At 55.5% G+C, this 23,313-nt stretch carries 19 protein-coding genes, 1 tRNA gene and 1 pseudogene; 10 read left to right on the top strand and 11 right to left on the bottom strand.

The annotated features are described in order from the left end of the window. Positions 1-50: 50 nt before the first annotated feature. Entirely contained in the window at positions 51-1,844 is a 1,794-nt protein-coding gene (locus FHW17_RS00120) for an acyl-CoA dehydrogenase C-terminal domain-containing protein (RefSeq protein ID WP_182508952.1), read from the bottom strand. A 534-nt stretch (positions 1,845-2,378) separates the two neighbouring features. On the opposite strand from FHW17_RS00120, the gene FHW17_RS00125 reads away from it, so the two are divergent. The 3 genes from FHW17_RS00125 (at position 2,379) to FHW17_RS00135 (ending at position 7,608) form a co-directional block, all read left to right on the top strand. Then, positions 2,379-5,678: a peptidoglycan-binding protein gene (locus FHW17_RS00125; RefSeq protein WP_182508953.1), complete on the top strand. Its 3,300-nt coding sequence runs from the start codon at positions 2,379-2,381 to the stop codon at positions 5,676-5,678. A 191-nt stretch (positions 5,679-5,869) separates the two neighbouring features. After that, positions 5,870-6,823 (top strand): sulfite exporter TauE/SafE family protein, encoded by a 954-nt coding sequence (locus tag FHW17_RS00130; RefSeq protein WP_182508954.1) that lies wholly within the window; start codon positions 5,870-5,872, stop codon positions 6,821-6,823. Between the two features lie 29 nt (positions 6,824-6,852). Beyond that, positions 6,853-7,608 (top strand): TIGR02186 family protein, encoded by a 756-nt coding sequence (locus tag FHW17_RS00135; RefSeq protein WP_246706729.1) that lies wholly within the window; start codon positions 6,853-6,855, stop codon positions 7,606-7,608. On the opposite strand, the gene FHW17_RS00140 is transcribed toward FHW17_RS00135, so the two are convergent. The 7 genes from FHW17_RS00140 to FHW17_RS00170 all read right to left on the bottom strand — a co-directional run bounded on the left by FHW17_RS00140 (position 7,609) and on the right by FHW17_RS00170 (position 14,399). Then, on the bottom strand, positions 7,609-8,520 hold the full coding sequence (locus FHW17_RS00140; RefSeq protein ID WP_112528786.1) for a methyltransferase domain-containing protein: 912 nt from the start codon (positions 8,518-8,520) through the stop codon (positions 7,609-7,611). 6 nt (positions 8,521-8,526) lie between these two features. Next, positions 8,527-9,573, bottom strand: a complete 1,047-nt coding sequence (locus FHW17_RS00145) for a hypothetical protein (protein ID WP_182508955.1) — start codon at positions 9,571-9,573, stop codon at positions 8,527-8,529. Positions 9,574-9,910: 337 nt separating this feature from the next. Then, positions 9,911-10,690, bottom strand: a complete 780-nt coding sequence (locus FHW17_RS00150; RefSeq protein WP_113096697.1) for an amino acid ABC transporter ATP-binding protein — start codon at positions 10,688-10,690, stop codon at positions 9,911-9,913. A 14-nt stretch (positions 10,691-10,704) separates the two neighbouring features. Continuing rightward, positions 10,705-11,673 carry an amino acid ABC transporter permease gene (locus FHW17_RS00155; protein ID WP_182508956.1) on the bottom strand — a complete coding sequence of 323 codons (969 nt, stop codon included), beginning with the start codon at positions 11,671-11,673 and terminating at the stop codon, positions 10,705-10,707. Then, positions 11,670-12,566, bottom strand: a complete 897-nt coding sequence (locus FHW17_RS00160; RefSeq protein WP_182508957.1) for an ABC transporter substrate-binding protein — start codon at positions 12,564-12,566, stop codon at positions 11,670-11,672. The genes FHW17_RS00155 and FHW17_RS00160 overlap by 4 nt, the downstream gene beginning before the upstream one ends. Before the next feature lie 40 nt (positions 12,567-12,606). Then, positions 12,607-13,407 carry a deaminated glutathione amidase gene (locus tag FHW17_RS00165; RefSeq protein ID WP_182508958.1) on the bottom strand — a complete coding sequence of 267 codons (801 nt, stop codon included), beginning with the start codon at positions 13,405-13,407 and terminating at the stop codon, positions 12,607-12,609. Then, positions 13,404-14,399, bottom strand: a complete 996-nt coding sequence (locus FHW17_RS00170; RefSeq protein WP_182508959.1) for a nitrate ABC transporter substrate-binding protein — start codon at positions 14,397-14,399, stop codon at positions 13,404-13,406. Before FHW17_RS00170 ends, FHW17_RS00165 begins: the two co-directional genes overlap by 4 nt. A gap of 104 nt (positions 14,400-14,503) precedes the next feature. Between FHW17_RS00170 and FHW17_RS00175 the strand changes: the two genes are divergently transcribed. Continuing rightward, positions 14,504-15,844 (top strand): PLP-dependent aminotransferase family protein, encoded by a 1,341-nt coding sequence (locus FHW17_RS00175; protein ID WP_182508960.1) that lies wholly within the window; start codon positions 14,504-14,506, stop codon positions 15,842-15,844. Between the two features lie 138 nt (positions 15,845-15,982). Then, positions 15,983-16,945 (top strand): nitronate monooxygenase family protein, encoded by a 963-nt coding sequence (locus FHW17_RS00180; RefSeq protein ID WP_113096677.1) that lies wholly within the window; start codon positions 15,983-15,985, stop codon positions 16,943-16,945. A 30-nt stretch (positions 16,946-16,975) separates the two neighbouring features. Here the strand turns inward: FHW17_RS00180 and FHW17_RS00185 are convergent, their stop codons facing one another. After that, on the bottom strand, positions 16,976-17,485 hold the full coding sequence (locus FHW17_RS00185) for a GNAT family N-acetyltransferase (RefSeq protein ID WP_182508961.1): 510 nt from the start codon (positions 17,483-17,485) through the stop codon (positions 16,976-16,978). Between the two features lie 38 nt (positions 17,486-17,523). Here FHW17_RS00185 and FHW17_RS00190 point away from each other — a divergent pair, with 38 nt between their 5' ends. The 3 genes from FHW17_RS00190 (at position 17,524) to FHW17_RS00200 (ending at position 20,984) form a co-directional block, all read left to right on the top strand. Beyond that, positions 17,524-18,093 carry an XRE family transcriptional regulator gene (locus tag FHW17_RS00190; protein ID WP_182508962.1) on the top strand — a complete coding sequence of 190 codons (570 nt, stop codon included), beginning with the start codon at positions 17,524-17,526 and terminating at the stop codon, positions 18,091-18,093. Between the two features lie 577 nt (positions 18,094-18,670). Beyond that, positions 18,671-18,746, top strand: a tRNA-Thr gene (locus FHW17_RS00195). Positions 18,747-18,932: 186 nt separating this feature from the next. Continuing rightward, entirely contained in the window at positions 18,933-20,984 is a 2,052-nt protein-coding gene (locus FHW17_RS00200) for an AAA family ATPase (protein WP_182508963.1), read from the top strand. A gap of 144 nt (positions 20,985-21,128) precedes the next feature. Here the strand turns inward: FHW17_RS00200 and FHW17_RS25420 are convergent, their stop codons facing one another. Next, a complete protein-coding gene (locus FHW17_RS25420) occupies positions 21,129-21,428 on the bottom strand; it encodes a hypothetical protein (RefSeq protein ID WP_348643699.1) in 300 nt (99 codons plus the stop codon). A gap of 130 nt (positions 21,429-21,558) precedes the next feature. Between FHW17_RS25420 and FHW17_RS25425 the strand changes: the two are divergent. After that, positions 21,559-21,687: pseudogene (locus FHW17_RS25425) on the top strand (helix-turn-helix transcriptional regulator); the annotation flags it as partial. 254 nt (positions 21,688-21,941) lie between these two features. Here FHW17_RS25425 and FHW17_RS00210 read toward each other — a convergent pair. Further along, entirely contained in the window at positions 21,942-22,520 is a 579-nt protein-coding gene (locus tag FHW17_RS00210) for a TetR/AcrR family transcriptional regulator (RefSeq protein WP_182508964.1), read from the bottom strand. 139 nt (positions 22,521-22,659) lie between these two features. Between FHW17_RS00210 and FHW17_RS00215 the strand changes: the two genes are divergently transcribed. Beyond that, positions 22,660-23,217, top strand: a complete 558-nt coding sequence (locus FHW17_RS00215) for a DUF308 domain-containing protein (RefSeq protein WP_182508965.1) — start codon at positions 22,660-22,662, stop codon at positions 23,215-23,217. Positions 23,218-23,313 lie beyond the last annotated feature (96 nt).

A 23,313-nucleotide genomic window follows, 5' to 3' on the forward strand; every position in this document is an offset into this window, starting at 1 on the left:
GAAATCATCGCTCATCACAAATGGGGGCCTCCGCCCCCATTTGCCAGAAATCAGAACGCTTCTGCGGCCAGCGTCATCATCGTGTCCGCGCCGGTCTGGATGCGGGCGAGATGAGCCGATGTCTCGGGCATCACACGTTCCATGAAGAACTTTCCAGTGACCAGTTTGGTCTCGTAGAAATCCTTCTTGGCGGTGCCTTCTGCCAGTTTCGCATGGGAAGCCTTGGCAATCTGCGCCCACATGTAACCCAGCGAAACCAGCCCGAAGAGATGCATATAATCAGTCGAGGCTGCACCGGCATTATCAGGGTTCGCCATGCCGTTCTGCATCAGCCACATGGAGGCAGCCTGCAGATCGTTAAGGCCTTTCTTCAGATGCTTGGTGAAGAAGGCCAGCTTTTCATCGCCGCGGTTCTCTTCGCAGAAATCGCCGACTTCCTTGAAGAAGGCCATGACGGCACGGCCGCCATTGGCACCAAGCTTGCGGCCAACGAGATCAAGTGCCTGCACGCCATTGGCGCCTTCATAGATCATGGCGATACGTGCATCGCGCACATACTGGCTCATACCGTGTTCTTCGATATAGCCATGACCGCCATAGACCTGCTGTGCCATCACAGCATGCTCAAAGCCCTTGTCGGTCAGAACGCCCTTGAGAATGGGGGTCATCAGGCCAAGAATATCGTCGGCAATCTGCTTGTCGCCTTCATCGTCGGAACGGTGTGCCACATCAGACTTGAGGGCAGACCAGAGAATGAACGCGCGGCCCGCTTCATTGAATGACTTGATGGTCATCAGGATACGGCGAATATCCGGATGAACGATAATCGGGTCGGCCTTTTTGTCCGCCGCCTTCGGTCCGGTCAGAGCGCGGCCCTGAATACGCTCGCGGGCATATTCCACCGCATTCTGATAGGCGATTTCGCCAATGGACAGACCTTGCAGGGCAACACCCAGACGCGCTTCGTTCATCATCGTGAACATGGCGCGCAGGCCCTTGTTCTCGCCGCCGATCAGATAGCCTGTCGCTTCATCATAATTCATCACGCAGGTGGAATTGGCGTGGATGCCCATCTTCTCTTCGATCGATCCACACGACACACCGTTGCGGGTGCCGGCATTGCCGCTGTCGTCAAGATTGAACTTGGGAACGATAAACAGGGAAATACCCTTCACACCCTCAGGCGCGCCCTCAATGCGGGCAAGCACCAGATGGATGATATTCTCGGACATATCGTGTTCGCCAGCCGAGATGAAAATCTTCTGGCCTGATATTTTGTACGAACCGTCAGCATTCGGCACAGCCTTGGTACGCAGCAGGCCAAGATCGGTGCCGCAATGGGGCTCGGTGAGGTTCATTGTGCCCGTCCAGGTGCCATCGACCATTTTTGGCAGATAGGTCTGCTTCTGGTCGTCTGTACCGTGGGTAAGGATTGCCGCAATCGCGCCCTGCGTCAGGCCGGGATACATCACCAGCGCCATATTCGCCGAGGACATATATTCCCCAACGGCCACATGCAGCGCATAGGGCAGGCCCTGACCGCCGAATTCCGCCGGTATGGAAAGGCTCATCCAGCCGCCTTCGCGGTACTGGTCAAAGGCAGCCTTGAAACCCTTTGGTGTCGTGACCGTGCCATCCGCATGGCGCACGCAGCCTTCATGGTCGCCGGACTGGTTGATCGGAAACAGAGTGTTTTCCGCCAGCTTGGCACCTTCGCTCAAGATTGCTTCGACTATATCCGGGGATGCATCCGCGAATCCTGGCAGATTGTTGTAGCGTTCATAGCCCAGAACATCGTTCAAAATGAAAAGCGTGTCTTCAACGGGCGCGCGATAACTCGGCATCAGTTTCCTCCAAAACATAAACGAGCAAAACGGCCCGGAGACTTCGGTGCCGTCGGATTTTCCATCTCTCTAACAAATTTTGACGTTTCCGTAAACGTCAAAATTTTGTGATATTTTGCCCCTGTGGATCAATCTTTCTGAATTGGGTGTCTTGTTCAATGAGATTGCGGCGATGAAAAATGGATTCGAGCGATTTCGACGAGTGCCTGAGTTCATAGATTACAATGGTACCGTATCACATTTTTAACGTTTGCAGCCCATCTCTTAACCACTTGTTTACCACGTTTCGCCAATGTCACGGTGTCGGTGAACCGTGTCTATAAGTGATTTGTTTTTCACGGCTTGTCGGACCGCATGGGGCGAACAGTCCCGGCTTTCCGGATAGCAATGTGCAGAACGCATTCAGAAGCTTCGGAAGACCGAGACGACAACGCCAGGAGTGACAGGCGAACATAGCCAGTACTTCCGGCCCTGCCCCGTAGGACAGAATTAACCCGCCAGACCACTGGCGTAACCACGGCAAAGCAGGCGTCCATGACGAACCAAAGGTCACTACTGGAACAGGTCAATGTGAACCGCTCACGCCGCGAGACTTCATCGCTTGATGGTATCAATCGCACGCTCGAAGCGCTGGAAGCCCAGCTGCGCGACTCGATGGAACCCGAATATCCCGAAGATGATCAGAGCGATATTGCTGACCGTTTTGCCGCCCTCGCCTCGCGGGCAGGGAGCACACGCGCTCCAATGCACAAGCCATCCGACGATCTGCCTGCCTTTGCCAGCAAGCCACAGAACGGCAAGCACGATCTTTCTGCCATCGCTGCCCGTATCAAGCAGCTGCGGGAAGAAATGCGCGACGATAACCGCGCGCCCACACGTCCCTATACTGAACCACACACACAAACCTTGCAGCGGTTGAACCAGTCAACGGCCAGCCGCCAGCCGAACAATGTTATCGGTCGTGGCGATGAGAACCATCTCTCAATGCTGCGCGGTGATCTTGACGAGCTGAAGCGCACCGTCACGGCACTGGCTCGTGATGAACAGGTCAAGAGCCTCAACAATCGCCGGGATGCGATGGACGAGCATATCTCAAACACCGGTACGGCAGGTTTAAACAACCATTTCATGCGCCAGATGGATGAGAGGCTTGACGAAATCAGCCGCGCCATCGTCGCAACAGCCCGTCCCGTCCAGACAAGCCATCACGATACCGATGCGTTTGAACGTCTCGAAGCACGTATCGCGACATTGAGCAGCAAGGTCGAGGCGGTTGCCTATGACCGTACCTCTGACACTGTTCTGCAACGTATGGGCGAATTGGCCGAGCGTGTGGATCATCTGGCTGCCATGCGCATGGCTCCGACAGTCAATCTTGATGCCCTTTCGGAACAGCTGTCTGCCGTTACCCGTCATCTGGAAAACACACCAGCCTCCATCAGCATTTCCGATTTCCGCGATCTGGAAGACCGGGTGCTGCACATCATCCACCGGCTGGAAACGGCGCCCCAGCAGGCACCCGCCGCCGATCCCGTATTCATGAACCAGATCGACCAGCGTTTTGAAGAGTTGACCCGCCGTCTCGATGACCATCACATGATGGCCGAGCACAGCGATATCAGGCTGACTGACAATCTCGAAGCCCGCTTTGACGATATGGCGCGCTATATCGCCCAGAACGTCCCGCAGGCCGACGGCGCGAATGATGCCATTCGCAATCTTGAATTGCAGATCGCCGGTCTTGCCGAGCATCTGTCCCAGTCGAATGAACGTTACGCTGAATTCTCAGCCATTCCACCGCGCCTTGATGCGATCGAGGAATCAATGGCCATGAACCGCGACTTTGTCGTGGAGGCAGCGCGTCAGGCGGCAGCAGAAGCCATTCGCAACTCGGCCAATTTCGGCAATACCCATGATGGCGCCATCGCCCGCGAACTCGCGGATGATCTGAAAGCGCTGGAGGGCCTCGCCCGTAAATCGGAAGACCGCAACGCCAAAACCTTCGAGGCTATCCACGATACGCTGCTGAAAATCGTTGACCGTCTCGGCTCGCTGGAAAGCGGTGGGGTGGAGGGGTCACGTGCCGCTGCAAAGGCCATGGCAACGGTCGATGCCTATCAGGCACCGCAGCGCGCGGCAGAGAGCGCCTTTGAAACGCCCGTTTTTTCCAAGTTCGATGACATCTCGGCACAGGTAACACTTGCTGGCGATGACGCTGACGAACTCGAACAGTCGGCTCCAGCGCGCAAATCACTGCTTGGCAACCTGACACGCGGCATGAAATCTCGCAGTAAGCAGGAATTGGCGTACCGGGAACCGACTATCGAAGCGGTTGATAGCGACGAACAGACCGATGACAAGGTTGACCTTGATTCCGAGATTCTGAACCGTCCGCTTGAGCCCGGCTCCGGCATGCCTGACCTGAATTCCATTCTCAAGCGCGTTCGCGATGAACGCCGCGAGATGAACCTTGCGGGTGATGCCACTGTTGGCAAGGCGGATTTCATCGCGGCCGCCCGCCGTGCTGCACAAGCCGCCGCTGCGGAAGTTGAAAGCCAGACCCGTGGTTCCGGCCATGGCAAGGATACTGCGGAAGGCAAGAAGGGCAGCCTTCTTGCGCGCCAGCGCAAACCCATTCTTCTTGCCATCGGCGCAATCATGATTGCCATTGCGGGACTGCAATTGAAGAACGCGTACTTTAGCGGCCCTGCTGCTATCAGCAGCGATGCGGGTTCCGTCGCGGCGCCGCTTGTGCCAACAGTCGACCCCAAGCCACAGGTTGCCGCGGCCGTCGCCCCTGCCACGCCTGAGACATCTCCGGCTGCTATAGCACCGAAGGTTCCCGCGGAAAGCAATCAGGTCGACGATCAGGCCACGGCGCCTGCTCCAACGCAGGAAACCGTAGGCAGCCTGATTGCCGCACAGTCAGCGACAGACGTACCGGCGTCAGCAAAGGTTGATATAGCAGCCACGCCGATTCCCGCCATTCCAATGGAAGCAGGCCCCGAACCACTGCGCGAGGCCGCAGCCAGCGGCAACCCCAAGGCTTTGTTTGAAATCGGTGATCGCTACATGGATGGCCGCGGCGTCCAGAGCGACTATGCCAAGGCCGCCGAATGGTACAATCTCGCCGCCGATAAGGGTTTTGCACCGGCACAATATCGTCTTGGCAATTTCGCTGAAAAGGGCCTCGGCGTTGCGCGCGACCTTGCCAAGGCGAAAACTTACTATCAACTGGCCGCCGAACAGGGCAATGCCAGCGCGATGCACAATCTTGCCGTGCTGTTTGCGGCTGGTGCGAATGGTACACCAGACAATGAATCCGCCGCCATGTGGTTCACGAAGGCAGCAGAACTCGGCGTGAAAGACAGCCAGTTCAATCTGGCCATTTTGTCCGCCAAGGGCATGGGTGTTCCGCAGAACCTTGAAGAAAGTTACAGGTGGTTTGCGCTTGCTGCCAATGCCGGTGACAAGGATGCCGGCCAGAAGCGCGATGAAGTTGCGAAAGCCATGACGGCCGATCAGCTGACCCGGGCACGCGAAGCCACCGAGCTTTGGAAGCCAAAGGCGATGAACCCGGAGACCAATGCGCTCAGCACACCGGCAGAATGGCGCGAAAGCCCTGTTACAACGGGTTCGGTCGACATGGAGAAGGCAATCCGCAATATCCAGCTGATCCTCAACAAGAACGGCTATGATGCTGGTGGTTCGGACGGCAAGATGGGGACGAAGACCCGCGATGCCATCATGGCTTTCCAGAAGACCAACGGGCTGAAGCCAACGGGTAATATCGACAAGGATCTGGTCAAGCGGCTGCTTGAAAAGAACACCTAAATCGACAACGGCGACTGTTGCGACAAATCGTTTCGCCTTTGGGGCAACACGTTGCCCCCGCAACAGTCATTGTTTGACTTGGCGCTTGGCTGAGGGCAAGAAACTTTAAAGCATCCTGTGTCAGTCTACAGCCAGAATGCATTAAAGAATTTCTGTCATCATGGTGTGCGAACAATCGCCACAACGCCGTGATGGGTTCGGGGTCTGAATTGGGTATCTACCTGCCTATAGCCGAGATTTCGGTCAATATCTTCGTGCTGTTCGGCATGGGGGCAGCGGTTGGATTCCTGTCCGGCATGTTTGGTGTCGGCGGCGGATTTCTGATCACGCCACTGCTGATCTTCTACAACATCCCGCCTGCCGTCGCCGTTGCAACAGGTGCCAATCAGGTTATCGCATCCTCCTTCACCGGGGCGCTGACGCACTTTAAACGCGGCTCGCTTGACGTGAAACTGGGAACGCTGCTCGTTATCGGCGGTATAGCCGGGGCCGGTATTGGTATCTATGTATTCGTGCTCTTGCGCGAACTCGGGCAGCTCGATCTCATCGTATCACTGCTTTACGTGGTATTTCTGAGCACAATCGGCGGTCTGATGCTGGTGGAAAGCGTCAAATCCATGCGCCGGACCAAGGCGGGACAACTCGCCACCCTCAAGAAACCCGGCCAGCACAATTGGGTGCATCGCCTGCCCTTCAAGATGCGGTTCCGCGCCTCGAAGATCTATGTGAGCATTATCCCGGTTCTGGTGCTTGGCGCAGCCATCGGCTTTCTCTCATCGATCATGGGTGTCGGCGGCGGCTTCATCATGGTTCCGGCCATGATCTATCTTTTGAAAGTGCCGACCAATGTGGTTATCGGCACATCGCTCTACCAGATCGTTTTCGTGACCGCATTCACCACCGTCATGCAGGCAACGACCAACCAGTCGGTTGATATCGTGCTCGCGTTCCTGCTGATGAGCGGCGGCGTCATCGGTGCTCAATATGGCACGCGTATCGGCCAGAAACTGCGCGGCGAACAATTGCGTGCCCTGCTCGCCACATTGGTTCTGGCCGTGGGGCTGCGCCTTGCCATCGAACTTTTTGTAACGCCCGATGATCTCTATTCAATCGCCATTGCGCTCACAGCACCGGCGGCGTCATGAGAACTCTCATCGTTGCATTCCTTCTGGCCATGGCATCGCTGTCCGCAGCCTTCGCACAGCAAATCCCTGGCAATAAGGAAACTGTCGAGATCGGGCTCTCAACCGATACGATTGCGATTACGTCAGGCTTTCGCGGGACAGACCTCACCGTCTTTGGCGCTCTCGACAATGCCGATCCACTGATCCAGCGGCAGGGACGCTATGATATTGTCGTGATCCTGCAGGGACCCGAACGCAATTTTGTCGTTCGGCGGAAGGACCGGTTCTTCGGCGTCTGGGTCAATTCAGAATCGGTGACATTCCAGCACATCCCGGCATCCTATTCACTGGCCTCAACGCGTAGCCTTCAGGACATTGCCGTTCCCAAGACATTTGCCCAACTGGCGCTTGGCGTGAACAATATCTTTTACGAGCCCATGCCGGATGGCTTCGGCTCCAGCGCATCGCTGCGGGAATTTACGACGGAATTGCCGCGCTTGAAACTCAAGCAAAATCTGTACAGCCAGCGTCCGGGAGATGTTCAGTTCCTGTCATCCACGCTCTTTCGCGCAACACTGTCGCTACCGGCCAACGTGCCTGTCGGCAAGCATGTGGCGCGGGCTTTTCTGTTTCGCAATGGCGAATTCCTGCGTGAAAGCTCCACCAGTCTTAATATCGTAAAAGCCGGTTTGGAATATCGCATCTACAAGGCAGCACATGAAAACAGTCTGCTCTACGGTTTGTTTGCGGTGTTTCTGGCGGTCTTTACCGGCTGGATGGGCCGCCTGATGTTCCGGAAAGATTGATCAGGCGCGGCGGGCGACGATGATCAGACCTTGCAGGGGTTCGCCGCGATCAAAACGGATCGCCTCGCGGTCAATCGTCAAAGCAACCAGACCATGTTCGGCCAGAACCCGGCGCACATAGGCTTGCGAATGCGTATAACGCAGCGAGGATTGCAGGATCAGTTCTCCATCCTCGACGTGGGTTTCCACGGAGAAGGCGAATAGTCCATCGGAGCCAAGCGCTTCGACAAGGCGCGAAAAGGCCTTGTCGAGATCGCCGACATAGACAAAAACATCCGCTGCAATGATGAGATCGGCCGAACCTGCGGGATAATCGAGTTCATTGACGTCACCTTTGAAGAGACGATCATAGACCCGCTTTTCTTCGGCTTTCTGCAGCATGGCCTCGGAAAGATCCATGCCAGCCATATGATCCACATCCGCCCGGAAATAATCCCCCATCAGGCCGGTGCCGCATCCAACGTCAAGCATGGAGCGATAATGCCTTGCGGGCGCTGCTGCCTTGATAGCCTTTGCCAGCAATTCCGGTACGCGGTAGTGCAGCTTTTCCAGAAGCGCCGTCTCAAATGTCGGCGCATAGGCATCAAACAAAGTCTCGACATAGGCCGTCGGCGGATTATCAGGCACGACGGCATAACCCGAAGCCGCCAGCTTCAGCGTCGCGCCAAAACGATCACCGGGATCGCGTTCCAGCAGGCGGCGCCATGTTTCGGCAGCCGCATCGTCATCGCCTGCAGCTTCTTCCATTTCGCCCAGACGGAACAGCCCGGCGGTCCAATCCGGAACAATTTCCAATGCCTGCCGCATCAGGTCGGCGGCGGCTACATGGTCGCCGGACTCGAAAAGCATATCCGCATAGGAAGCGCGGCGGTCCGCGATCAGATCACCCGATGACAGGAAAGCCCGTGCCATGCTGGTTCAGTTCGAAACCAGAACGCGGATAGAAAAGACGTCGATCGCCTTGCCGGTGCGGGCAATATCCGAGTTGATCTTGATGAAACCGCCAGCAGCGGGCTTTTTGCCTTCAGGGAATTGCAACTCGAACAGATATTCATTGCTCGCATCGGTGACATCGTAGCGCTTGCGTCCGCAATCACCGAGCGTACCGAAATCGCAACTCACAGCCATTTGTGTGGCGGAGCCGTCCTCGGCTTTGGCGATAATGTCAAAGATGGCGTGCTTTCCCGCCAGTTGCTGAAGCACACCCTGCCCGACCTGGAAGGTAATATCATCATTCTCGCCGGGTGACTTGATCCGCACGAACTTCTGCACGTTGTCGCCTGCAACGCTGGCTGTCGCCCGGCCTGCCATCGAAACACGGGTCATATCAGCCGGATCGAAAATCGAAATCCAGCTGCCATCAGCGGAAAGTTGCCCTTCCTTCATCGGCTCATGGCTGCCCACAGCAGGGCCACCGCTCGATGCTGGCGGTGTGCTGCCAGATGGCTTTGAATTGATCAGGCCCGATGCAACAAGCCACAGCAAACCGATTGCAACCAGCAGTATCGTAAAAATGATGATGAATTTGGTAAGACCACGCGCTTTCTGATGTTCACGCGTCTTCTTCACCCGCGGCTGATTATAGGCAGGACGGTAATTATCAGCGCGGTTATTATCTGTAGGGCCAAGATCGGAATCGAGCGATGCATCCATGGATGGCTCAACGCGGCCAGATGCCGCCTGTCGCCGCTGCGCAGGTTCTGGCGAAATGGATGGCTCGCGCCGCTCCACAACGGGCTCCGGCGCGCCGCGCGAAGGGTTGCGGGCTTCACCTTCAATGCGGGTAATTGCGGCTTTCAGGCGTTCGCGACGTTCCTCGCGCTCTGCTTCATCGAGCGCACCATTGGCGGTCAGGGAGCGTTCGTGCGCTGTCCACGCCGATTCGTAAATCTTCTGGCGAACGGCAGGATTACTCACATCCGCTTTGGCGAAAGCATTCCGGATGGCTTGTTCAATCGCTTCCAACTGGACGATTTCCCCTTCAAAGCAGCTCGTATGACCGGGCTAGTGGAACGAATTTGACATTCGCGACCCATTTGACATCACCCGGAATATGCGAATGTCAAATTCAAAGTTCCACTAGAATCATAGACTTGATAGTGGTCCTTTGATCCTGGCATTTGCCTTGCTGGTTCGTATCAAAGGGTTGCAAATGCCAGAATCGGACCACTACGCATAGACGATTTAACTGCTTATTCAAGACTACCGCGGCGCAATGATGGCGGTTTTCGTCCTAAGTGATGCTCATTTCAAACAAGTCTCACCCGGCAGCTGTGCGAGCGCGTTGCCGGGTGAACAATATTCAGATGAAGCGGCTGAGAAATGCCCGTGTGCGCGGATGTTGCGGATTGCCGAGAACATCTTCGGGTTTGCCCTGTTCGACGATATAGCCACCATCCATGAAGACCACCCGGTCAGCAGCCTCCCGCGCAAATCCGATTTCGTGGGTGACAACGATCATGGTAAGCCCCTGATCAGCGAGATCACGCATGGTCGCCAGCACCTCGCCGACAAGCTCCGGGTCAAGTGCCGAGGTCGGTTCATCGAATAACATCAGCTTCGGCCTGATCGCCAAGGCTCTTGCAATGGCGATGCGCTGTTGCTGTCCACCGGACAATTGCCGGGGATAGGCGTCCGCCTTGTGCGTGAGCCCGACGCGCGCCAGCAGTTCCATCGCCAGTTCGGTGGCCGCCTTGCGGCTTTGTTTGTGTACACCAATGGGTGCTTCGATGATGTTCTGCAGGGCAGTCATGTGCGGATAGAGATTGAACTGCTGGAACACCATCCCGATCTGCCGCCGCTGGACAGCGATAGCCCGTGCAGGAAGTTTGTTGAGGCGTCCATTGCGTAGGGAATAGCCGATCTGTTCGCCAGCAACGACAATCGAGCCCCGGTTGATCGTTTCCAGATGATTGATACAGCGCAGAAAGGTCGATTTACCTGAACCGGAAGGACCGAGAACAACCACAACCTCACCCGGAGCGACATCAAGATCGATCCCCTTCAACACCTCCACGTCGCCGAAGGATTTGTGGACATTGCGGGCCCGCACCAGTGCATCGCCGGGTTCTGTGCCATTCATTGAAAATTGCGCAGTCATTTGCTCATCTCCTGCGACAGGGCTGGAAGGGCTTCTGCAGCAACGGCAACAACCTTTTCCTGCTTCTTTATAGTGGAAGAACCGCGTTCACCGCGACCGTAATAGCGCTCGATGAAGCCCTGTCCGATATTGAGGATCGATGTGATGAACAGATACCAGATCACGGCAACCATCAGCATCGGAATAACCTCGAAGGTTCGGTTGTAAACAGCCTGCACCGAGTAGAGCAGGTCAGCCATGGCAATAACGCTGACAAGCGATGTTGCCTTGATCATGCTGATCAACTGATTGCCTGTGGGCGGCACGATGGAGCGCATGGCTTGCGGAATAATGATACGCCGCAGCGCACGCGTGCGCGTCATGCCAAAAGCTTCGGTGGTTTCGATCTGGCCCTTATCAACGGACAGAAGTCCACCGCGAATGATCTCGGCCATATAGGCAGCCTCGTTCAAGGCAAGGCCGGCAATAGCTGCGGTCATTGGCGTAATGAGGTCGTTGGTATTCCAGCTGGCCAGCGTCGGACCGAAGGGAATCGCAATGGAAATTTCCGGGAACAGCGTCGAAAGATTGTACCAGAAGATAAGCTGGACCAGCAGCGGTGTGCCGCGAAAGAACCAGATGTAAAGACCCGCAAGCGAGCTGGCGAGGCGGTCATTTGACATGCGGGCAATGGCAAGAATGAGCCCTATGACAACACCAATCGCCATGGCAACAACGGTCAGACCCAAGGTGACATAAAGGCCGCGCAAAACAGTCGCTTCGGTGAACCATTGGAACACAACAGGCCAACCAAAATTCTGATTATTGGCAATGATCCAGAGAAAGTTCGCGGCAACGAGAAGCGTTATGCCCCACAGCAGCCAGCGATCCGTGCGAAAAGGCCGATGCGCATTCGCCACATCGCGAAGTGCAGCCTCTGCATCGCCCGTTATGGGCGACGCCAGTGTTTGCGTGTTCTGGCTCATTTTGCAGCTTTACCGGCGAGATTGATCCCCGGCTCCTTCAACATGTTCTTCTCAAGGCCCCACTTCTTCAAAATGGCGGCATAGGTGCCATTATCCATCAGGGTCTTGATGCTTTCCACCAGTATGGGGCCAAGTGGCGAACCCTTGGCGACCACCGCTCCCTGAAAAATATCGTCAAAGCCGTTCTTCAGGCCCGTGCCTGTCAATTCGAGCTGACCATTGGCCTGCTCGACGAAATAGATCAGCGGGGCCTGCGAGGAGAAGAAGGCGTCGGAACGCTTGGAGCGAACAGCCAGAATAGAAGTCGGCTGGTCAGTAAAGGACTGGACTTCGATAGCTGGTTTGCTGTCCTTCAGGCATTTTTCTGCCTGTTCCTTGATGACTTTTTCAGCCGAACCGCCAGCCATGACGGCAATACGGCTACCGCAGGTGTTGTCGAGCGAAGTAATGCCCTTGGGGTTGCCCTTCTGCACGGCGAACACCACGAACTCCTGTACGTAGTCAACAAAATCATTGGCAGCCTGACGCGATGGATAATCACCGACCGGCCCCATGGCGAACTGGTACCGCCCGGAATTGACGCCGCTCAGGAGTGCGGGAAGACCACTGACCGTCGCATGTTTGATCTCGACGCCCCACAATTCACCGACAGCCTTGGTCAAATCGGCGCTGGCACCCTCCATCTCTGTATTGCCGGTGACAATCTCATAGGGCGGAAAGGAACCATTGTTAACGGAAGTGATGCTGCCAGCCTTGCGGATTTCCTCGGGCAACTTGGCGCGGAGCGCCTCGTTGACAGTCTGTTTGGCAATAGCCACCTCCGCAGCCATTGCAGGTGCAGCGAACAGAGTTGCCGCAAACAATGCAGTATAGGTCAGGTGTTTGAGTTTCATTGTCGTTCCCCTTTTTATTATCTTTGAATGGGTATGGTGTTCAGTTGGCCTCATCGGCCAGTTCAGGCCGGGCAAAGCGGCGATTGGCCAGAACCGGCAGGATCGCACGGGCATGGCTTATCCGCTTTGGATCAATATCCGCGAAGATGAGTGACGGGCCTTCCCCTGCCCGCACAACGGCCACACCCAGCGGGTCGACCACCATGCTCGCACCGATATTGCGCTCGCCGCACTCGCCGACGGCGACGATATAGCAGGTGTTTTCCAGCGCCCGCGCCGTCACCAGCACTTCCCAATGAGCCTCCTTGCCAGGCCCTTTGACCCATGCGGCTGGCAGAATCAGCACATCGGCACCATCAACCGCATGACGGCGAGCCAGTTCAGGAAAGCGCAAATCATAACAGGTCATGAGGCCTAGTTTGAGCCCTGCGATTTCGATCAAGCCCGGGATTTCACCGCCCGGCTGCACATTGGTCGATTCCTTGGCGGCAAAAGCGTCATAAAGATGAAGCTTCAGATATTGCGCGACGATCTCGCCGCCGCGAATTGTTACCAGATTGTTGAAGACGCGCTGACCACCGGTTGGCACATGTATGCACATCATCACAGTCATATCGCTGTTCCGGCTTTCCGCCAGCAACTGCGTCATGAACGGACCATCCAGCGGCTGCGCCGTTTTGAGCACAATATCGGGATCAGTTATGTCGCGGGCAAGAATACCTTCCGGCAATACCAGAAGATCAGCACCACCAGCATGGGCGTCACGCATCAGCTGCGTGCAGATATCGGCATTTTCCTGCCAGACCTTGCTGACGGCGAACTGCCCCAGCGCGACCCTCATGCCGGAACTCCCGCATGGCTGGTTGCGCCAGATGACTGGCTAGTTTGATGTGGAAAAAGATCGGTGGGCGACAGAAGCATTGGTGTCAGTCCTTGCAGGTGCAGTTGTTCGGCAAAATCTGCGATCATCCGTTCATTGGCGGCAAAACCGCTATCGTTCCAGCTGGCGGGCAAATCTCGCGCAACATGACCGAGTTCGTCGATGATCCACGGCGTGGTGTCGGCATATTTGCGGCGTTTTTCCAGCCAGACGCGCTGGGATTCATCAAGCAGATTGCTCAGCTCTTCCGGCAGCCAGGGGTGTTCGGCGACAAAGGAGGCCTTGAGGCCCAGAAGGTGCATGCCGGGGATGTAACCAACCTCGTGGAAATAGGCGAGTTCTTCAGTGCGGAAATCCGTCAGCACATGGCGGAATTTGGAATCAGGACCAAAAAAACCTTCCGGCATGAATGGCGTGAACACGGCGTCAAGTTCGCCGGTTTCCAGCAACTGCATCATCGGGCGCTCGCCCGGCACCGCTTCAATACGACCGTGACGGCCAAAACCATCGAGCCTGTCGGTGATGGGATGCGCCTCTGTCAGTCGCCCGGCAAACCAGAACGCGTCCTCAATGCCGACACCCGCATGGGAGAGCGCAGCGCGGGTCCATGTGTTGCCCGAGTCGCGCCAGCCGGTGACGCCGATCTTCTTGCCTGCCAGATGCTCAAGCCGGGTAATCGGACTGTTTTTTGCCGTGATGATGCACCGATGGCGGAAACCGCGCATGACGAAATTTGGAACACCAATAACATCCGTCTCACCAGTGGCCCGACCAGATGCGTAGCGGCTGAACGACATTTCAGCGGCATCATGATGCGGATCAGCCGCAACATTACCGACAAGCGTGCCAACGCGGTCGACTTTGACATCAATCCTGTCCGAAGTGACATCCCCCAACGCCAATGGCGTATAATAATCCCAATCGCGAACGGCCAATCGAACAGTGATACGCAAGACATTTCCTCATTGCATTTTCGGTTTTCATGAGGGAAGCTAAATGTTCATTATTGACTGATCAAATGCTTTTACGTTACTGAACATTTAAAAGAGGGACAGAAATGAGCGAATTGGCCTCCGTTCAGTGGTTTGCCGAGAAATTGAGTGACCGAACGATGCGCGGCATCGCCGTTGAGACCAGCGCGCTCATCCGCGCGGGGGCCATACCCGTGGGCACCAAACTGCCTGCTATCCGCGACCTCGCCTACACACTCGGCGTCAGCCCAGCCACGGTCTCGGAAGCCTGGAGCGAATTGCGGCGGCAGAAGATCATCACCGGGCGCGGGCGCAACGGCACATGGGTCAGCGGCGACCGCATCGCGCCAAAGCCCCTGCGGCTGGCCAGTTCAGGCGATTACGGCGATGGCGTGCTCAACCTTGCCATCGCATCCCCCGATGTCAGGCTGCTTCCGCCATTGGCAGAAGCATTGCAACATGGAGCGACAGCAGAAGCACTCAACAGTTATGAGCGCGTTCCCATCCTCCCCGAATTGCAGGCTGCCGTTGCACCAAACTGGCCCTATAAACCGGAGGCATTTCTTGCCACCAATGGCGGCTACAATGCGGTCTATGCGCTTTTGCACGCGCTCGTTATGCCGGGGTCATTCGTGGCGATTGAAGAGCCGACCGCTCTTCGGCTTCTCGATATTCTTGAGGACCTCGGCGCTTACATATTGCCCGTCGCATGCGATGAAAACGGGCCATTACCGGAGGCCCTTGCCGAAGTTCTCATGCGCAAGCCCGCCGCTTTCCTCTTCCAGCCACGCACCCATGCGGTAACAGGGCGCGGTGTCAGCCATGACAGATTTGCCGCGCTTGGCGATGTGCTTGCCGACAGTGACACGCTTATTATTGAGGATGACGGTGTAGGCGATATCTCGTCTCTGCCCCCGATCAGTCTGGGCGATCGTTTTCCGGGCCGGGTCATCCATATTGTCTCCTACTCGAAATCACTCGGTCCCGATCTGCGGCTTGCGGTTCTCTCAAGCTCGACGCGGATTGTCGAACAGATTCAATCTTACCGCAGTTTTAGCGCGGGCTGGACCAGCCGTGTGCTGCAATCAGCCGTTGCGTTCCTTATCAATGATGACGCAACGCAGGCGAGCTTGCAGCAGGCAAAGGCGATCTATCGGCAACGGCGCGATGGGCTGATGCAGGCGCTGCGGGAACGCAGCGTTCATCTGGCGGGGGGCGAAGGGTTCAGCCTGTGGGTTCCCGTTGCATCGGAGCAGTTTGCGCTGGTGACACTTGCCGCAAGAGGCATCGCTGTCGGCATCGGCCGCAAATATGTGGTGAACCCGTCACCCCATATCCGCGTTGCCACCAGCATCTTGCGCGAGCGGCAGGATGAGGTTGCCGATGCGATAGCCCTTGCGGTGAGGCACCCGGATCATCTTTACTGACGCTGGAGCGCGCCCGGTCACGTGGCTTTGATCACGCGGGAACATCAGCCACAACCTTTCGCTTGATCACGGCACGCGGTCTGCTAAAAAGAGTTACGTTTACGGAAACGTCAAAATTTGTTCCATGGGAGGAAAAACATGGCATTGCCCGAAATCCTGACGAAGAAGCTGCGCATTCCTGTTGTTGGTGCGCCGCTGTTCATCATTTCGCATCCAGCGCTTGTGCTGGCGCAATGCAAGGCCGGCGTTGTCGGTTCCTTCCCGGCCCTCAATGCCCGTCCCGAAGCTCAACTCGACGAATGGCTGGCCGAGATCACCGAGGGCCTGCGCGACCACGACGCCAAGAACCCGGATCGTCCCGCCGCGCCCTTCGCCGTCAACCAGATCGTCCACCGCTCCAACAAGCGGCTGGAACATGATCTGTCGATGTGCGTGAAGTATAAGGTGCCGATTGTCATTTCCTCCCTTGGCGCGGTGCCCGAAGTCAATGCGGCCATCCATTCCTATGGCGGGATCGTGCTGCATGACATTATCAACAACCGCCATGCCAATTCGGCTATCCGCAAGGGTGCGGACGGGCTGATTGCCGTTGCTGCCGGTGCTGGCGGCCATGCGGGGCCGCTCTCACCCTTCGCGCTCATTCAGGAAATCCGCGAATGGTTTGACGGGCCGCTGCTGCTCTCAGGCGCCATTGCCACCGGCAAGGCGGTGCTGGCGGCGCAGGCGATGGGCGCTGATCTTGCCTATATCGGCTCGCCCTTCATTGCGACGACCGAAGCGCGGGCTGTCGACGGCTATAAGCAGATGATTGTCGATTCCGCCTCGTCGGATATTGTCTATTCCAATTATTTCACCGGCATCCACGGCAATTACCTGAAGCCATCCATCACCAATTCAGGCATGGACCCGGATCACCTGCCGGAAGCCGATCCATCCAAGATGGATTTTGAAGCGGCAACCACAGGCGCCAAGGCGTGGAAAGACATCTGGGGTTGCGGTCAGGGCATCGGTGCCATCAAGGAAATCGTCGGCGCTGGCGATCTCGTTGACAGGCTGGAGCGCGAATATCGCGAGGCGAAAGCCAAGCTTTGCGCCGCCTAGAACATCCTACTGTCCATTGGGGGCGATGTTCTAACGCGGTGCATCCCTGTCGAGCGTGATCTGCATAAATGTCAGATCAAGCCATTTGCCGAATTTGGTGCCCACTTCAGGCATATGGCCAACGCTCTGAAAGCCCAATTTTTCATGCAGGCGGATGGACGCTTCGTTGCCGGATTCAATTCCGGCAACCATCACATGCTTGCCAAGCGCGCGGGCCCTGTCGATCAACGCCAGCATCAGCGCCTTGCCAATGCCGCCGCCCCGCGCTGTTTTGTTGACATAAACCGAATGCTCCACCGTGTGGCGATAACCATCAAAGGTGCGCCAATCGGCAAATGAGGCATAGCCGGTGACATTTCCTGCCTCATCTACACTGACGAGCACCGGAAACCCCCTGGATTGCCTGTCCGCCATCCATGCCCTGCGGTTGGCAAGATCCACCTGCGTTTCGTTCCAGATCGCCAGTGTGTTCGCCACCGCATCATTATAAATTTCGAGAATGGCAGGTAAATCACCTTCACTGGCCTCACGCACAATCACAACTTGCATCCTTCCGGTCTGTCTACTATAGTTTCAATATGTCTCATAAAATAGATAATGTCGATGCGAAAATCGGTGCCCGCATCAGGATCGAACGCGAGGCGCGCGGCTGGTCCCTGACGGAGCTTGCGGAAAAATCCGGCGTGTCGCGCGCCATGATCAACAAGGTGGAGCGCGGCCAGAGCAGCCCGACGGCCATGCTGATGGCGCGTTTTTCCGGTGCCTTTGGCCTGAGCATGTCAACGCTGATGGCGCGCGCCGAAATGCAGGAGGGACGCCTGTTGCGCCACAAGGACCAACCGCTGTGGATCGACCCGGACAGCGGCTATACCCGCCGCCACGTCTCCCCCGCTTCGGACCTGCCTGTGGATGTGGTGCATATCGATCTGCCGGCAAAGGCGCGGGTGGCGCTCCCCGCCTCTTCTTATGTTTTCCAGCGGCATCTGATCTGGGTTTTGCACGGCACACTCAGTTTTACCGAGGGTGAAACGTTTCATCAGATGGAACAGGGCGATTGCCTGGAACTTGGCGCCCCCAGCGACTGTGTGTTTGCCAATGAATCGGATGAACCCTGCCGCTACGCGGTGATTGTGGTGAGCACGAGGTAACGCAAACACGGGTGTGGGATGGTGCGTGGGGCGTGGTGCGTGGTTCGCCCTTCGGCAAGCTCAGGAAGCTCACCATGAGGGAGATTGGAGATGCAATGCTAATCGCAAGGGTCGCAGAATTTAGCTCCGCCACCCCACCCATCTCGGTCATCCTCGGGCTTGACCCGAGGATGACGGGTAGGGGTATGTCCCTCCCCACAAGGACGGAGATGGGTGGGGTGGCGGAGCTAAATTCTGCAACCTTGGCGATTAGCATTGCATCTCCAATCTCCCTCATGGTGAGCTTCCTGAGCTTGCCGAAGGGCGAACCACGCACCATACAACATGCCCACCCCAATCAATATCCCCGCCCTCTTTCCACCGACAGGATTAACCGCCCTTGCCCCCTTGCTGATCGGCAAAACAGAACACCCCAATCCAGTTATCCCACGCTGGTTGAAGGACAGAAATTTTAGTGGCTCGCGCTAAAAGCTGTTATGACGAGGCTTGCAATTCGGGTGCAATAACGCTATCAGGCGCGTCATCCTCCGGCGTGTTTTTGACGGGCCGGGCGCAAGGATCGGGAAGTCCCTTCCCCGCCGCTTTAGCTCAGTTGGTAGAGCACATCATTCGTAATGATGGGGTCCTCGGTTCGATTCCGGGAAGCGGCACCAGTTTTTTCACGCGAGATTGGATGTTCAACGAATGAGCTTAGAACAAGCCATCTGGTCGTTAGACACGGACTAATACTGTCACTTAAACTCCCACTTTATTAAATAGTGAAAATCACAGGTTTCTACTTGTACACTGTCTTCTTTCCGGGCAACTTCACACGCAAAGTGAACAAGCCGGGGAAATAAATGTATATCAGCCACTTAGTCATAAAAAACTTCCGAGCAATCTCCGATCTAAGTGTATCTTTAAATCAGTATATAAATGTGATCGTGGGTCCAAATGGCGTCGGCAAAACGACAATCCTTCAGGCAATCCGCGTGACGAAAGCAATTGCTGCTCCAAGGACTCAGCAGGAACCACTACAGGTTCTTATTTCGTTAGGTGCGGCTTCACCTCATTTCCCCCAAAGGTTGTTTCTTAATAGCTTGGCAAGAGACCAGTCTCAAACAATAGAGGTCCGTTGCACTTACACTTTGACAAAAGAGGAAATACAAACCGCCAAACAGTTTCTCCCTGAGGTGGTTCAAAATCTAGTCGCTTCTCGGTTAGGTCAGAATTTTTCCAATCCGGCGATGCTTGTGCAATTCTTGCAGTCTCCACAAGGAGTTGCTGCTACAATGGCCGCTACGACGGAGTTAACGGGTCTAATGGGTCGATTGGATGTTGAACCAACATTGACGCTTGGAGTGGCTTTAAATGGGGTAACTGGGCAAATAGCTGTGACCGATCCGCTAGCCGGCCCACTTATAGGGTTTCTGGACCAACGGCTTCCACCGTCACTTTCAACGTTTTCATATTTTCCAGCAGACCGGGCTTTGCCGATGGGCGAGGCCACCCTTCAATTGGGAGGCCCCGATTCTCAGCAGCAACTAGAGATGCATAATTCCCAGCCTCAAATAAAGTATCAGAGATTGAAAAACCTGATTATCAACTCTCTTGTTATTGACGAATTAGAGAGAGAAACTGTTAGACAAGAATTCGAAACGATATTCTCTAAATTACTTAAAGGGCGAAGCTTAAACAGAATACAGGTGAATGAGCTTGGCCTTCTTTCCGTAATGACGGAAGAAAAGTCAACTGGCCGCCTTATTGAGCTGGATAGCCTAAGCAGCGGCGAGAAAAATATCGCCCTTACTTTCCTTATTGTCGCAAAATCAGTTTCTGACAATGGTATCGCCCTATTTGATGAGCCGGAATTGCACTTAAATCCTGCTGTAAGCCGAGATATTTTGCCGTTTATGCTCAATCAATATTCGAAACCTCGTAATATCCAGTTCATTATGTGCACTCATTCCCCTGAAATATTATCTGGCGCATTCTCAAGTGATGATTGCGCATTACTTCATTTGAAGTCTGCATCAGATATTACGAAGGTCGGTAAGAGAGCACTAGACGAGTATGCCGACGCCCTTCATAGGCTGGGAACCTCGGTAAGTGAGTCACTTTTGTATGAAGGCACTATTCTGGTTGAAGGTGACGACGATGTTGCATTCTTGGAGACTGCGTTCCCCGAGATTACCAGAAAACTGAAGATTACGGACCGTGGCGGGAGACGTGAAATTGAAAAGACCATTTCACATTTACAAGAGCTCGAAAAAAAGGGGCAGCAGGTTGCACCAATCTACCTTATTTTTGACAGAGATGATGAACTGACGAACTTGGTAAGCTCGACCGCAGTAAAGGTGATGCAGTGGAAGCGTCGATCTATTGAAAACTATATGCTTGATTCAGATGTGATATCTGAAATTCTAAAGGATGAAAGCGCCACTCGACATCCAATTGGCAGTGAAGGTGATGTTCACAAACTCCTTCGCGACCTTGCTTTCTCGCAGATCGACGCTATTGCAGCAAGGGACGAGTATAATTCTCTAGGATACAAAAACTCCTCGCTATTTAAGAATGATGTCTCTGATACGGGCCTAGACGTTATTGCAGGTAAGTTGTTCGCTCGGATGTCGGCTGCACGTGCTTCTATCCCTGACGTTGAACAGTCGAAATGGACCGAGACCTTTATTGCAGCTGCTCAGCAACGGAAATCGGAGATTTCGTTGATTTGGGAGGCTAAATGGCGTGATCTTTGTGATGGAAAACAACTGCTTTCTGACCTTTATAAGCGATCAGAAATGAAGATGTCTGAGTCTGCATTCAGAACTCGCATCACTCAGAAGATGCGCGACTTAGGTTCGGAAGATTGGCGATTAGTTCAGGGTCTGCTCAACGAGCTGCTTCAGAACTAAATAAGGCTAAGTTGGCAATTAATGATGTGTCAAGAGATGAGATAGGCCTAATTCCTCCCCACATTCCCCGTTATGGTTCGCGGTGAAATTGGTCGAAATGGGCTGGTCTTGGGCAGGGAAAACCCGTCTTCTAAAATAATTTGATCAAATTCCAGTCAGCTGCCGCCTGATAGCCTTCCGCACACGGTACCAATAGGTCTGCTCGGCTCCATCGCAGCGACGCCATGCGCGGTGGTGGCGGGCAAAAGCTTCGCCCTCGGGATCGCGGTGGTTGGCAATGATGTCTTCCGCAACGCTATCGATTTCACTTGCGGGGATTAGTCGTGGCTCAATGGTGCTTTTCCAAACAGCCCATAAAACCAAGCTTATGAATATGAGCACTTGGCCGCCGCAAAAGGCGATAACAAACCAGATCGCGGCTTTGAAAAGAACATCGAATACCATCAAAGAATTAAACCTCAGCATCCTATCCGATCAGTATGAGATGATATACTTCTCAATTATGAGAATGAAAAGCTCTCATTTCTCGATTTGAGCATCTGGTTGCCGCCTCTGTCTCACAAGAGGTGCGCAAATGGAACTTCAACGTCTTTTTGGCGCGAATGTACGCCATCACCGGAAGGCCAAGGGCTGGACCCTTGAACAGCTTTCGGAGAAAACGGGCATTTCGCGCGAAACCATCGGCAAGATCGAGCTGGGAAAAGCCGCGCCGCTTTTTGACACCGCTGATAAGATCGCGTCAGCACTCAATGTGCCGACGCCGGTTCTGTTCGGGGCTGGCACCGTGCCGGGTACAGGCGAGCGCGCGCGGCTTCTAACGGATATTCATCGAACGCTTTCGCGCATGAATGATGAACAGCTTGATCGCGCTGCCAAAATGCTCAAAGCGTTTATGGGGTAATCTGGCATGGGCGATGGCCGTGCCAGACCATGCCTCCACCGGTAGCCGTGCGCTGACTATTTTGTCAGCTTGGCAAGCTGGGTGGTGACGATTGTGCTGAACAGTTCAGGATCGCCTAAAGCCCTTGCCGAGAGCATTGCCCCATGGACCGATGCCAGCAGCATCTGGGCCTCATCCTCGGGCTGTCTGTTCAAGCGGAACAGGCCCTGCTCCGCTCCGGCGCGCAGCACCAAGGTAAGCCATGCCGCAAGACTGTGAAAATGGCTGCGAACGCGGGATGCGACCTCATCGGGCAGCATCTGCATCTCGCCAGCCAGCATCGCGCAGACACAGAAGGGTTGCGAGGCATCGCGAATGCATGTCTGCCAGTAATTCAGATAGGCTTGCAGTTGTTCGGCGGGGCTTGCGACCTGCTCGCGCAGCGCATTCAGCCCCGCTTCCGCCTGCCGCCTGTAGCGATCCACCAGCACCGCGACCAGCTCGGCCTTTGCCGGGAAATGATGGTGGATACTCGCCTTGCGGATGCCGATTGCCGCCGAGATATCGGCATAGCTGAACCCGTTATAGCCTCCCGCAACAATGAGAGACTGGGCGACATCAAGAATCTTTTCTGACGTGGAAGCCGTTGATTTCATAGCACCACCTACCTTCTGGTAGGCCGGATGTCAAGCCTCGCCAGCGCTTGCGCTTCTCACAATGAGGTGTTCAGGCAGCGGGTTGACTCTGCGGCACAACCTTCCTACTGGTAGGTAGATTTTAACAGGGAATTTACCGATGCAAAGCCAGTCTTCAACCCAGTCCAATTGGCTGTGGTCCTATTATCTCACACGCGCCATATTCTCGGTCGCCTGGGTTGCCGCCGCCATTCTCTTCAGCGCGCAGGCCAATCTCGCCGCGCTTCTGCTCGTCATTTATCCGGCATGGGACGCCCTTGCCAATCTGGTTGACGCCAAGAGCAATGGCGGCTTGCAGGCCAACCGGTCTCAGGCGTTGAATGTCGCGGTCAGCACCGTAACGACGCTCGCCGTCATCGCGGCTGTCAGCAGCAGCATGTATGCGGTTCTGGCCGTGTTCGGCGTCTGGGCGATCTTTTCGGGTCTGCTGCAGCTCAATACGGGGGTAAAGCGCTGGCGTTCCTACGGCGCGCAATGGGCGATGATCCTGAGCGGCGCGCAGTCCGCCCTCGCCGGCGGCTTCATGATCAGCCAATCCATCGGCGTAACCGTGCCGACAATTCTCGACATTGCTCCCTATGCGGCATTCGGCGCGTTCTACTTCCTGCTGTCCGCAATCTGGCTTGTCGTCACTGCCTATCGCAAAGCGGAGGCGTAAGCGCGGCATCGCTTTACCGGCCCTACAGCCGCGCCGCCGCGCGCGGCTGTCATTGCCATGTGGCGACTGTTCATTGTAAATATGCGGGTAAATATC

Source organism: Phyllobacterium sp. P30BS-XVII, from assembly GCF_014138335.1.
GTDB lineage: Bacteria > Pseudomonadota > Alphaproteobacteria > Rhizobiales > Rhizobiaceae > Phyllobacterium > Phyllobacterium meliloti.

Excerpts from the sequence above, each read along its gene's own strand:
- FHW17_RS00120 (WP_182508952.1), bottom strand. The coding sequence starts at position 1,844 with ATGCCGAGTTATCGCGCGCCCGTTGAAGACACGCTTTTCATTTTGAAC.
- FHW17_RS00125 (WP_182508953.1), top strand. The coding sequence starts at position 2,379 with ATGACGAACCAAAGGTCACTACTGGAACAGGTCAATGTGAACCGCTCA.
- FHW17_RS00130 (WP_182508954.1), top strand. The coding sequence starts at position 5,870 with ATGGGTTCGGGGTCTGAATTGGGTATCTACCTGCCTATAGCCGAGATT.
- FHW17_RS00135 (WP_246706729.1), top strand. The coding sequence starts at position 6,853 with ATGGCATCGCTGTCCGCAGCCTTCGCACAGCAAATCCCTGGCAATAAG.
- FHW17_RS00140 (WP_112528786.1), bottom strand. The coding sequence starts at position 8,520 with ATGGCACGGGCTTTCCTGTCATCGGGTGATCTGATCGCGGACCGCCGC.
- FHW17_RS00150 (WP_113096697.1), bottom strand. The coding sequence starts at position 10,690 with ATGAATGGCACAGAACCCGGCGATGCACTGGTGCGGGCCCGCAATGTC.
- FHW17_RS00155 (WP_182508956.1), bottom strand. The coding sequence starts at position 11,673 with ATGAGCCAGAACACGCAAACACTGGCGTCGCCCATAACGGGCGATGCA.
- FHW17_RS00160 (WP_182508957.1), bottom strand. The coding sequence starts at position 12,566 with ATGAAACTCAAACACCTGACCTATACTGCATTGTTTGCGGCAACTCTG.
- FHW17_RS00165 (WP_182508958.1), bottom strand. The coding sequence starts at position 13,407 with ATGAGGGTCGCGCTGGGGCAGTTCGCCGTCAGCAAGGTCTGGCAGGAA.
- FHW17_RS00175 (WP_182508960.1), top strand. The coding sequence starts at position 14,504 with ATGAGCGAATTGGCCTCCGTTCAGTGGTTTGCCGAGAAATTGAGTGAC.
- FHW17_RS00180 (WP_113096677.1), top strand. The coding sequence starts at position 15,983 with ATGGCATTGCCCGAAATCCTGACGAAGAAGCTGCGCATTCCTGTTGTT.
- FHW17_RS00190 (WP_182508962.1), top strand. The coding sequence starts at position 17,524 with ATGTCTCATAAAATAGATAATGTCGATGCGAAAATCGGTGCCCGCATC.
- FHW17_RS00200 (WP_182508963.1), top strand. The coding sequence starts at position 18,933 with ATGTATATCAGCCACTTAGTCATAAAAAACTTCCGAGCAATCTCCGAT.
- FHW17_RS25420 (WP_348643699.1), bottom strand. The coding sequence starts at position 21,428 with ATGGTATTCGATGTTCTTTTCAAAGCCGCGATCTGGTTTGTTATCGCC.
- FHW17_RS00210 (WP_182508964.1), bottom strand. The coding sequence starts at position 22,520 with ATGAAATCAACGGCTTCCACGTCAGAAAAGATTCTTGATGTCGCCCAG.
- FHW17_RS00215 (WP_182508965.1), top strand. The coding sequence starts at position 22,660 with ATGCAAAGCCAGTCTTCAACCCAGTCCAATTGGCTGTGGTCCTATTAT.